The 11,872-nt window shown below is 65.6% G+C and carries 8 protein-coding genes; 3 read left to right on the top strand and 5 right to left on the bottom strand.

Translation table 11 applies throughout. The annotated features are described in order from the left end of the window. Positions 1 to 214: transposase (locus A7D17_RS16095; RefSeq protein ID WP_153041977.1), on the bottom strand; the 214-nt coding region annotated here is incomplete at its 3' end. Positions 215 to 496: 282 nt separating this feature from the next. Then, a complete protein-coding gene (locus tag A7D17_RS16090) occupies positions 497 to 1,069 on the bottom strand; it encodes a hypothetical protein (protein WP_064510013.1) in 573 nt (190 codons plus the stop codon). A gap of 153 nt (positions 1,070 to 1,222) precedes the next feature. On the opposite strand from A7D17_RS16090, the gene A7D17_RS16085 reads away from it, so the two are divergent. Beyond that, positions 1,223 to 1,426, top strand: coding sequence for a YdcH family protein (locus A7D17_RS16085; protein ID WP_064510012.1), 204 nt, complete (start codon positions 1,223 to 1,225; stop codon positions 1,424 to 1,426). Between the two features lie 402 nt (positions 1,427 to 1,828). Here the strand turns inward: A7D17_RS16085 and A7D17_RS16080 are convergent, their stop codons facing one another. From A7D17_RS16080 to A7D17_RS16070, 3 genes are all read right to left on the bottom strand, one after another. Then, positions 1,829 to 2,809 (bottom strand): zinc-binding dehydrogenase, encoded by a 981-nt coding sequence (locus A7D17_RS16080; protein ID WP_064510018.1) that lies wholly within the window; start codon positions 2,807 to 2,809, stop codon positions 1,829 to 1,831. Between the two features lie 739 nt (positions 2,810 to 3,548). Beyond that, a complete protein-coding gene (gene plsB, locus A7D17_RS16075; protein WP_064510011.1) occupies positions 3,549 to 6,218 on the bottom strand; it encodes a glycerol-3-phosphate 1-O-acyltransferase PlsB in 2,670 nt (889 codons plus the stop codon). Continuing rightward, a complete protein-coding gene (locus A7D17_RS16070; protein ID WP_064510010.1) occupies positions 6,218 to 7,192 on the bottom strand; it encodes a hypothetical protein in 975 nt (324 codons plus the stop codon). Before A7D17_RS16070 ends, plsB begins: the two co-directional genes overlap by 1 nt. A 406-nt stretch (positions 7,193 to 7,598) precedes the next feature. Between A7D17_RS16070 and A7D17_RS16065 the strand changes: the two genes are divergently transcribed. Then, positions 7,599 to 8,651 (top strand): LacI family DNA-binding transcriptional regulator, encoded by a 1,053-nt coding sequence (locus A7D17_RS16065; protein ID WP_064510009.1) that lies wholly within the window; start codon positions 7,599 to 7,601, stop codon positions 8,649 to 8,651. 167 nt (positions 8,652 to 8,818) lie between these two features. Beyond that, on the top strand, positions 8,819 to 11,857 hold the full coding sequence (locus A7D17_RS16060) for a TonB-dependent receptor (protein ID WP_064510008.1): 3,039 nt from the start codon (positions 8,819 to 8,821) through the stop codon (positions 11,855 to 11,857). Positions 11,858 to 11,872 lie beyond the last annotated feature (15 nt).

Genomic DNA, 11,872 nt, shown 5'->3' with positions numbered 1-11,872 from the left:
TCCGGTCGAGCACACCGGCCTTGGCCCAACGGTTCATGCGTGTATAGACCGTGTGCCAGTTGCCAAAGCGCTTGGGCAGGCCCCGCCATTTGCAGCCATGCTCTGCGACGTAAAGGATGGCGTTGACCATCTGCAGGTTGGTCATGCTGACATTGCCGCGCTGCGCAGGTAAGCAATGTTCAATGAGGGCAAATTGTGCGGGCGTGATCTCCATGCCAGATAGTTTAATCGCTTATCTCATTAGTGTTAACACGCCCTAGTGCAGCAACGAACAGGAATGGTATGAGCATGTCCAACGTGGGACCAATTGCGTTCGGGGATGTCTCGTGTGAGAGATTTTACAAGGCAGACCACTGCACAGGGCAGCGCCTTGCAACCGTTGAGTATCGACATTTGCTGACCTATGTATCGACTGCAGGACTCAGCAAAACCGGACTGTGCGCTGTTTCTGCCGAGACCACTGACAAATGCAGCGCACTGCGCCAAGCCATCGTCGTTACGGCACCCAGACCAGATTCATCAACTGCGGATCGGCCGTCACCTTGACCAGCTTGCCGCTGGGGCCGAACTGCACCTGGTACTCGGCGAAGCTGGTGCGCCAGTAGCGCCACAGCGAGGCGTCCAGATTGGGGTTCTCGCTGCTGATCGGATAGCCGACCGCCATCAGCACCTGTTCGCGGGTCATGCCGCCGGTGAGCTTGCCGTCGATGATGGCCTGGCGGATCTTGGGCGGGAAGGTGGCGAGCTTGAGCTTGGGATCGGCGGTGACGACGTAGCGGGCGGCGAAGGCGGTGTTGTCCAGGTCGCGGCTGTAGTCGTTACCGATGGACTGCTTCTCGCCGGCGATCTTCAGGTTGACGCGGTTGCGGCCGAAGCCGGTGACGCTGACCGGGGTGCCGACGGGAAGCACGCGCTTGCCGTCTTCGGCGTAGTTGCTGTCGCTGATCCAGCTGCCGTCGGTGCGCAGGTTGCAGCACAGAAAGCCGTCGTACTTGGCGACATCGGCCGCAGCGGCCAGGTTGGAGACAGCGAACAGGCTCAGGGCCAGCAGGGAAGAACGCAAACGCATTGGGAAGACTCCTTTCTCGACGGCCGGAGCCGCGCGGCAATGATGGATATGAAGCGTCGCCGTGTCCCGACGACGCGGTGGCATTGTCGCAGCCTCGGGCCGCTTGGCAAGCGCGGGTGACGCGCATTGCCCGGGGTTGTGTATGCTCGGGGCGTGGACACCCTCTCACCCGCCGAGATCGCCCTGCAGATCGCCGAGTTGCGACGCGCGCACCGCGCGTTGGACGAGGAAATCCAGCGCATGCCCGCCAACCTGGAGGACGAACTGCAGATGAAGCGGCTGAAGAAGCGCAAGCTGCAGATCAAGGACTGCATCATCCGGCTGGAAATGGAGCTGGTGCCCGACGAGCCGGCGTGAGGCCACGCCTGCAGTTGGGCTCGCTTGGTAACGGCCGTGCGCTCATTGCCGCGTGGGCCTGTGTTGTGCCCCGCTCTGCGTAGGAGCGCGCCTGGGCGCGGTGAGGCGTTCCCTGCAAGGCCGTCGCGCTCGGGCGCGCTCCTAAGACGTGTCTGCTGTCGGCTTGACTGCCGGGACTGCGGATGCGCGGCGTGCGATTCGCGATGGGGTGCGCGGCATGCCATGGCCGGTTGAGCAAGCATGGCCTTGGCGTGGCGTTGCGCGCACTACTACTTGACTGGGGAAGTCCGCAGACGTTGACCAACTGTCGCTGCGTTCCCCCATCCGCCCTCCGGGCACCTTCCCCCGCAAGCGGGAGAAGGAAGCGCCAAGGCGAGGCAATCAGGCTGCCGCCTGCAGCGCTTAGCCGGCGCGCAACAGGATCTTGCCGCTACGTCCTGCTTCGGCACTGGCGGCGGCCGCCTTGGCGGCATCGGCCAGATCGAACACCGCCTCCACCGGCAACGCCAGGCTGCCGTCGAGTGCGGCCTTCATCAGCTCGCCGATCATGCGACGCTTGTCCCCGGGCTTGGTGGCGGCCATGACCTTGCTGCCCCAGAAGCCGCGCACGGTGGCCTGCTTGAAGATCACATCGCCGCTGGAGATCTGCAGCGGCTCGCCGGTCATCGAGCCGAACGACACCAGTTCGCCACCTTCGGCCAGCAGCCCCATCAGGTCGCTGGCGGCACTACCGGCGACCGAATCGACGGCGCGAATGATCGGCGCATCGCCGGCCAGCGCGCGCACCTGCTCCTGCCAACCGTCCTGCGCGGTGGACACGGCATTGCCGATACCCAGCGCCTTGAGCTCGTCCACGCCCGCGTCGCGACGGACCAGGTTGATCACGTTGATGCCGCGGGCGGCAGCCAGCATGGCCACTGTCTTGCCGACTGCCCCGTTGGCGGTGTTTTGCACGATCCAGCCGCCTTTTTCCACGCGCAGGAATTCGATCAGCATCAGGGCGCTGAGCGGCATGGCGATCAACTGGCAACCGCGGTCGTCGTCCAGCGCATCGGGCAGCGGCACCACGCCAGCGGCATCGGCCAGGAAGTACTCGGCCCAGCTCTCGTGCACGCCGGCAGCAACCACACGCTCCCCGGTCTGCAGGCCGTCTACGCCCTCGCCAAGAGCGTCGATGATGCCGGCGCCTTCGCTGCCGCCGATCGCCGGCAGCTCCGGCTTGTAGCCGTAGTTGCCGCGCACGGTCCACAGGTCGTGGTTGTGGATGGGCGAGCGGCGCATGGCGATGCGCACCTGCCCCTTGCCGGGCTGCGGCACGGGCCGTTCGCCGAGTTCGAGCACCTTGGCGGGATCGCCGAATTGGGTATGGATGGCTGCGCGCATGGAATCTCCTGCCAGGCGCATCGGCATTGCGATGCGCCCGATCATTGTGAAAGGTGACCCGATGCTATCGGCAACCGCGCAAGTGGCCGATGAAACGAACGCAACTGTTGTGTGAAACCTCGCTGCAGATTGCTGTGTGGCGAGGACGATGTGCTGCATGGCTGCGTGATGACCTGCCGCCGCACCCTCATCTGGCGCTACGCGCCACGCTGTTGCGCTGGAAGCAAGGCATGATCGGGGCGTTGGATAGCGCGCAGATCACTGGGTGATGAGAGACAACTGCTGCATGGCTGCACGGGTTGCCTGGACGCCGTACCCTCATCTGGCGCTACGCGCCGCGCTCTTGCGCTGGAAGCAATGCATGATCTGGTCGTTGGATATCGCGCAGATCACTGGGTGATGAGAGGCAACTGCTGCATGGCTGCATGGGTTGCCTGACGCCGTACCCTCAGCCGGCGCTGCGCGCCACCTTCTCCAGATGGGAGAAGGAATTACCGGGTCGTTGCTGAAGGTGGTGCCTCGCTGCCGTGCTGGTGTTTCTACGGCGCGCATGTGTTGTGTCTCTGCCGCGCTGTCCCGCTTGATCGGCAACACCGCGTCCGATGTGCTGCGGCCGCACTACGGCGCGCGATGTCGCACCGTTTTCAATCCAACTCGAGCGAACTGGAACAATCCGCCAGCGCCAAGCAATGCCGCGCGCTTGGCCACGTGCGCAGCTCCTGCCGCCAAGACCGCCACCTCACTCCGGCGGCAACACCACGTCCGGCTTCACCGCCGCCGGGCTGACCCGCTCGATGGTGTGGCGCAGCTCGCGGCCGAGGATGAACTTGGCATCCTTGGCCCATGCATCCAGCCGCTCATCGAACAGCAGCTTGCTGTTCTCGTCCGGCCACACCAGGCGCAGCTCACGCAGTTTCTGGATGAAGCTGCGGAACAGGGTCTTGTCGAAGAACTCCGGGGCCGCCGGGGCATACAACAGGCTTAGACGCTGTGCGGCCTGCTGACACAGGCTTTCCAGTTCGCCGGCACCGAGGACGCCGGGGCCGTTCTTCACCAGCACCGAAATAGCGATGTAATAGCGCTCGAATGCCTGCTGCAGCGAGTGGCCGATGGCGCGCAGACGGAACACTTCATCGGTCTGCCCGGTGTTGCGCGCCAGGATGCCGCCGTCGTCGTCGGTGACGTTGAGCAGCAGGCCCTCGCGTACGAACATCTCGATGGTCTGTTCGATGCGCTCGGCAAAACGGTCTTCGCTCCATGGCAGGAACAGCTCGGCCTGCAGAAACGGATACACCGTGCGACCCAGCCGGATCAGACCGGCGCGACTCATGCGGCGGTTGTTCTGGAAACAGCACGCCACCCACGACGATGCAGTGAACAAATGCAGCACGTTGTTGCGGAAGTAGCTCAGCAGCACCGCGGTATCGCCGCTGACGCTGAGCACATCGCCCAGCGGGTGCGACACGCGCGTGAGCACGTTGATCTCTTCGGCGTGGGTGATGATGCGCGCCGGGGTATGCGGCGTCACCGTGACGCGGTCCGAGTACGGCATTTCCGCCAGCAGTTTCTTGCACAACTCGATCTGCGCGATCAGATCGGCCTCGCCCATCGCATGCTTGGGGGTGGACAGCAGCGCCAACGCCAGCAGGTTGATCGGATTGACGTCGGCGGCGCAGTTGATGCGGGTCTGGATCTGGGTGGACAGCGTGTCCACCGCCGGTGCCAGCCAGGTGGGTTTCTCGTCTTCCGGCAGCGGCTGCCCGTCCCAATCGGGTGCGTGCTTGGCCAGCACGTCGTTGAGCGCGATCGGCTCGCCGAAGTTCACCACCACCTGGCCGTAGTTCTGCTTGAGCACCTTGGGGATGGACCACAGCAGGCCCCAGATGGATTCCTTTTCCTTGGGCCGGCCGGTGAGCTCGTCCAGGTAGCTGTTGCCTTCCATCAGCTTCTCGTAGCCGATGTACACCGGCTGGAACAGCACCGGCTTGCGCGGCTGGCGCAGATAGGCGCGCAGCGTCATGGCGATCATGCCGCCCTTGGGCTGCAGCAGGCGCCCGGTGCGCGAACGCCCGCCTTCGACGAAGTATTCGATCGAATAGCCGCCGGCCACCAGCTGGGCGACGTATTCGCTGAGCACTGCTGAATACAGCGCGTTGCCCTTGATCGAACGGCGGATGAAGAACGCGCCACCCTTGCGCAGCAGCGTGCCCACCACCGGCAGGTTGAGGTTGATGCCGGCCACGATGTGCGGCGGCACGATGCCGCGTTCGTACAGCAGGTAGCTCAGCAGCAGGTAGTCCATGTGGCTGCGGTGGCTGGGCACGTACACCACTTCATGCCCGGGCGCGGCCTGCTTGAGCTTGTCCAGGTGATGCACCAGCACGCCGGCGTAGATGCGGTTCCACACATGGGTGAGCAGGAAGCTGGCCGAGCGCACCACCGGGCTGGAATAGTCGGCGGCAATTTCCCACGCATAGGCATGCGCCTTGCGCCAGGCATCGACCGGCTTGGAGTTGTCGCGCTTGGCCTGGGTGGCGATGGCTTCACGCACCGAGTCGGCGGCCAGCACCTGGTCCACCAGCAGGCGGCGGGTGGACAGGTCAGGCCCGATCACCGCCTCGCGGATGCGCCGGAAGTGGGTGCGCAGCACGCGCTGCAATTTGCGCAGGGTGCGCTCGGGCGGCAACCCCTCGGCCATGGTCTGGCGCAGCGAGATCGGCGGCGCGAAGCGCACGATGGTGGTGCGCCCGTTGAGCAGCACCGACAGCAGGCGACGGAAGCGGCCCACCAGCGCCCAGTTTTCCGAGAACAGCACCGCGAACCAGCCGCTCTGCTTGTCCGGCGCGCGGCCGACGAAGATCGACACCGGCACCAGGTGCACGTCCAGGTCGGCGCGCACGCGGTGCGCCTGCAGCAACTTGGCCAGCGAATCGGAATGGGTCTTGCCGCCGCGCTGTTCGGGGATCAGCGAATTGCTGCTGCTGCGTCGCGACAGTGCCAGATAGGCGCGCTTGCGCTCCAGCGGGTCGCCCGGCAGCGGCACCAGCGGCGACGGCAGGCCGACTTCGCGGCAGGCCTTGTCCAGGATCAACGCATTGGACATGCCGTAGTCTTCCAGCACGTACACCACCGGGCGGCCATCGTCGTAGCGGCCGGGTTGATCCGGCTCGATGGTCAGGCTCAACCACGGGTCGGCCAGGCGCCCAAGCAGGCGCGCCCACCAGGGGCGCTTGGCCTGCCGCGCAGTGGCCGGCAGCGGCAACGCGGCCGTTGGCGCGTCCGGCGGCACCGGCGTAGCGGCGGGTAACGGCGAGGCGGCCGTCGTCGCGCCAGGGTCGGCGGCGGCGGCGGTCGGGGCGGGCTGGCCGTCAGGAAACGGCAGGGGGTTCTGTTCTGGCATCGCCGTCATTATCGCCCAGCCGGGCGCTGCCCGGCGTCCGTGGCCGGTGCAGGCGCCGCCGGTGCGGTATCGGAGACTGCCGCAGCATCGGGTAAGGGCGGGGCCGGCATGGTGTCGAGCAGCGCCTGTATCTCGTTCTGGGTCTGCTGCTGGTACCAGTGCCCATCGCGTTTGATCAGCGCCACGGTCAAGTCGATGGCGTGCGCGGCCAGCGGATACCGCAGCCGCACCTGGGCGCTATCGCCGTCCTGCTTGACCAGGCCGGTGCGCAGCGCGTCCAGGCTGGTGTCGATCGACAGGTCGTAGCGCTCCAGCACCTTCTTGCACGCCGCCCAGAACGGCCCGAGCCGGCGCAGGCTTTCTTCCATGCCCAGCCGTTGCAGGTCGGCGTCGGAGGTAATGCCGGTGGCACGCGCGGCGGTCACCAGGTCGGCGATGCTGGCCTTGGCACGCGGACGGTCGGCCAGCGGCGCGGACGCGGCCCAGGCGCTCAGCGCATCGACCAGTTGCACATAGTGCGCCCGCTGCTCGGGCTGGTAATCGCTGCGACTGCGCAGGTACTGCACGCCGAACTGGCCCAGCGACTGCGCTGCCTGGGCAATGCCACGCGACTGCCCAGCCAGCTGCGCATCGAAGGCCTGCTGCAGGCGGCGCTCGGCATCGGGGGCCGACAACGACCCCAGCAGGGCGCCGGTTTCGTTGGGCAACGGCAACTCGGTCAGCGGCCAGCGGCTGGCGCCACTGCGCCAGGCCGCTTCCAGCTGAGTGTATTGCGCAGGCGTGACCCGGATCCGCGCGTAGGCCACCAAGTCGTTGCGCCGCAGCGGCACCGTCATCGACTGCATCGCGGCGGCCGGCTCGGCCTTGGCTCCGGGCAATGCAACGGTGGTGTCGTTGCGCTGGCAGCCGCCGACGCAGAGTGCGGCCAGCAACACCCACGCGATGGACTGGAACCGGCCTGCGCGGACGGTGGTTGGCGACATGCGCACGATGTTCCCCTGATCGATCGGCGCATCTTGCTGTCTGAATGCACTGGCGGCAAGGCACGTGGCTACCGTACGCTGAAGTACGGATTAAAGGTGTTACGTTTTCGTAGTTCTCGCCTGTTGCCAACCGGTGTCCGACCATGACTGCCGTTGTCTCATTCGGACAACTTTGTCCACCAATCAGGTCGCAAGCCTTGTCCCGACTATGTTTCGCCCCATGCTGCGGCGCATCATGTAAGCGCTTGCAGTTCCTGCTAGCGTGCGCGCCATCTCGCTTCGAGGTCGCCATCGGATGGGGCCGATGACATCCATGTGCCTGTGCGACACGAACGTTCGGCACCCGCAGACTGCACGCAGCGCTTTGGCATGCGGCCGTCACCGCCTTAGTTTTGGAGAGAGCGCCATGAGTCGGCCACGTTCGGAAGGCGGAAGCGTCACCATCAAGGACGTGGCCCGCGAGGCGCAGGTGTCGGTCGCCACGGTGTCGCGCACCATGAATGGGCATCAGCACGTGGCCGAGTCGGTGCGTGAGCGCGTCCTGCAGGTGGCGCGGGCACTGAACTACATCCCGCATCACGCCGCGCGCAGCCTGAGCAGCCGCCGTACCCACACCATCGGGGTGGTGCTGCCGGATCTGCATGGCGAATTCTTTTCCGAACTGATCCGCGGTATCGACCAGGTGGCACGGGAGCAGGGCTACCACCTGCTGGTGTCCAGCTCGCACGGCGACCCGCAGGCGCAGCGTCGTGCGCTGGAGCGCCTGCCCGGCCGGGTGGATGGGGTGGTGGTGATGTCGCCGTCGTTGGGTGATTCGGGCGTGCACGAAGACGCGCTACCGGGCGGCCTGCCGGCGGTGCTGCTCAATTGCGCCGGCAGCGCCAGCCAGCGCCCGGTACTCAACGTGGACAACTACGGCGGCGCGCGGGTGATGACGCGCCATTTGCGCGACAGCGGGCACCGCCGCATCGCCTTCATCGCCGGTCCGGACGACAACTTCGATGCGCACGAGCGCCTGCGCGGCTATCGCGATGAAATGGCGGTGGATGCAGACGCGCAGCCGTGGGTGCTGCCGGGCAACTTCGACGAGGAGTCCGGCTACCGCGCCGGCCAGGCGCTGGCGCAGCAGGACCGCCCGGACGCGGTCTTCGCCGCCAACGACATGATGGCGCTGGGCTGCCTGTTCGCGCTCGGCCACGCCGGGCTGAAGGTGCCGCAGGATATCGCGCTGGCCGGGTTCGACGACGTACCGATGGCGCGCTATGTGCTTCCCGCGCTAACCACCATGCGGGTGGACATCGCCGGGCTCGGCGCGCGCGCGTTGCGGCTGCTGCTCGGCCAGCAGTTGGTCGATGCCCCGCCGCCGCCCGCCGATGCGGCGCCGCCAGCGTTTTCGGAAATGGTGCCAGAGCTCATCGTGCGGGCGTCCAGTGCCGCCCGCACCGCAGCTGACCGCTGACAGATATGCGCCCGTCGCATCTTCACGAATTCTTTGCGGTTTCTTATGTTTTTTATAACTCCTGATTTGTTGCCGCCATTGCGCCATCGTCCCTGAAACAACGCACCACCCCGCGCCACGCCGACCATTCCTGCCGGTAAGCGCCTGACCCCTGGGAGGGGGAAGTCATGAAAAGCTACCGTAGCGTCTCCACCCTGCCGGCGCGCAGCCTGCTGTGCTGTGCCCTCGCCGCCTCGTTGCTGGCCGCCGCCCCGGCCATGGCCCAGTCCAGCAACGCCACCCTGCGCGGACAGGTCGCCGCGTCCCAGGCCGGGACTACCGTGACCGCGACCAATGTCGCCACTGGCGCCACCCGACGCGTGACCACCGGTGCGGACGGCAGCTATGCCCTGGTCGGCCTGCCGCCGGGGACCTATAAGGTGGATGCGGGTCCGGGCACGGAGAAGACGGTGACCTTGTCGGTGGCCTCGTCGGTCAGCCTGGATCTGGGCGCCGGCGGCCAGGCGGCAGCGCCGGCCGCCGACGGTACTGCCACCACCCTGGACACGGTCAAGGTCACCGCCACCACGCTGCAGGAGGTCAAGACCTCCGAAGTGGGGACCACTATCTCGCTCAAGCAGATCAACACGGTGCCGCAGCTGACGCGCAACTTCCTGGAGTTTGCCGACACTGTCCCGGGCATGCAGTTCGAAACCGACCCGAACGGCAACAGCCGCATCCGCGGCGGCGCGCAGGCCAGTTCGGCGGTCAACGTCTACATCGATGGCGTGGGCCAGAAGAGCTATCTGTTCGGTGGCGTCTCCGGCCAGCAGCAGAGCGCGGGCAACCCGTTCCCGCAGCTTGCGATCGGCGAGTACAAGGTCATCACCTCCAACTACAAGGCCGAGTTCGATCAGGTGGGCTCGGCGGCGATCGTGGCGTCCACCAAGTCCGGCGGCAACGAGTTCCACGGCGAGATCTTCGGGCGCACCACCAACACCGATTTCCGCGCACGCCAGGCCGATGAGCGTGCCGGTGCGCCCAACGCCGACGGCAACAAGCGCCAGACCCACCAGGACGAATACGGCATGGCCTTCAGCGGGCCGATCGTCAAGGACAAGGCGCACTTCTTTATCAGCTATGAAGGCAAGGGGTTCGAGGTGTCGGCCAACCCGGTTGCGGTACCGGATGCCTTCAGCGCGCTAAGCGACGACTTGCCGGCCGGCGTGCAGAGCCGCCTGGGGTCGGTCACCCGCCCGTTCAACGAAGACCTGTACTTCGGCAAGATCGATTGGGACATCGGCGACAACGATCGCCTGGAGCTCACCGCCAAGTATCGCGACGAAGAAAGCCGCGACAGCGTGGGCGACCAGAACACCGCCATCGCCGCCAAGATCAATCTCAATACCGAAGAACGCTACGACCTGCGCTGGCAGCATTTCGGCGAGAACTACGTCAACGAAGCGCGCCTGTCGTACGAAGACGTGCTGTTCAACCCCACCGCCTACACCATCGGCAGCCAGACCGTGTACACGCGCGGCATCGCCCAAGACGATGTGCTGCTCAACGATGATGCCACCAGCGGTCTGGCGATCCAGCGCAAGGGACAGAAAGGTCCGAGCTTCCAGAACGATCTGACCTTCAACAACATCGAGTGGCACGGCAGCCACGTGATCAAGATGGGCGTGAAGTACAAGGAAGTGGAACTGACCCAGAGCGAGAACTCCGCGGTCAATCCCTCGTTCTACTACGCGGTCGCCGATGGCCAGGGCACGGCACCGATTCCGTACCAGGTGCGCTTCAACCTGCCGTTTGCCGGTGCCGCCCCGTCGGTGACCACCACCAGCAAGCAGCTGGGGCTGTACATCCAGGACGACTGGGACGTCAACGACAAGCTGCAATTGAACATCGGCGTGCGCTGGGACGGCGAAAAGATTCCGTCCTACCTGGACAACGTGACGCCGCCGGAAGTGATCGCCGCCTTGAACGGCCCCGGCACCGACCCGGCCGTCAGCGCCACCTATGCCGAACAACTGGCCAAGGGTGGCGTGAACATCAACGACTACATCAGCAACGGCCGTAATCGCAAACAGGACAACAACAACTTCGCGCCGCGCCTGGGCTTTTCCTACGACTTCCGTGGCGACGAATCGCTGGTGCTGTTCGGTGGTGCCGGGCGTAGCTACGACCGCAACCTGTTCGACATCATGGGCCTGGAGCAGGTCAAGTCGGCGCTGTCGCAGTACACCGTGCGCTTTGTCGAATCCTCCGGTTGCACGCCGGCGCCTGGCACCTGCACCAACTTCAACCCCTCCTTCATCAGCAACCCGGACAGCCTAGGCGGGCTGGTCGATGCGCGCGTGCGCAACGGCGAGATCGACCTGCTCAACAACGATCTGAAGACGCCGTATTCGGATCAGTATTCGCTGGGCCTGCGCACCCGCGTGGGCGAGTGGAGCAACTCGGCCACGGTGTCCTACATCCACAGCAAGGATGGTTTGATCCTGACCTTGGGCAACCGCTTTCCCAATGGCGATTTCTTCCAGGCCGGTGTGCAGCCGTGGAGCCAGTCACCGGCGGGCTTTGGCAACCTGATCATCGGCAACAACGGTGTCGAAACCAAGACCGCGCAATTGCTGTTGTCCGCCGACAAGGCCTACACCAAGGAAAGCGGCTGGGGCCTGACCGCGGCGTACACGTTCTCGCGCGCACGCGGCAACCGCGGCAACGACGATCAGTACGGCTTCGATGCGGCGACCATCGCCAACTACCCGTTCCTGGATCTGAACTCGGTGCCGCGCCACCGGCTGGTACTCACCGGCATCTACGATCTGTTCTGGGGCATCAGCGCCTCGGCCAAGCTGACCCTGGCCACGGTGGCGCCGCGCAACGAGGCGGTGTCGTTCGACCAGTACGGCGGCCAGCCGTCGGACAACATCCGCATCGTGTCGGTGGACGCACCGGGCGGCAAGTTCCTGGCCGGCGGCGACATCTTCGGTACGCGCCAGCTGGATCTGTCGCTGTCCAAGGACATGCACGTGACCGACGCGTTGACCGTGCAGGTACGCGGCGACCTGATCAATGCGCTGAACTTCCGCAACTACGATCAGTACGCCATCGACTGGGGCCAGAACGGCGTCTACAACCCGCGCGCCAGCATCAATCAGTACGGTGCGCTGTCCACGCCGCCGCGCACGCTGTTCCTGAGCGCGCGCATCATCTGGTAATTCGATAGCAACACC

Source organism: Xanthomonas floridensis (genome assembly GCF_001642575.1).
GTDB classification, from domain to species: Bacteria; Pseudomonadota; Gammaproteobacteria; order Xanthomonadales; family Xanthomonadaceae; genus Xanthomonas; species Xanthomonas floridensis.
The sequence above is the reverse complement of the archived record's forward strand: the minus strand, read 5'-3'. Positions and strand labels throughout refer to the sequence as shown.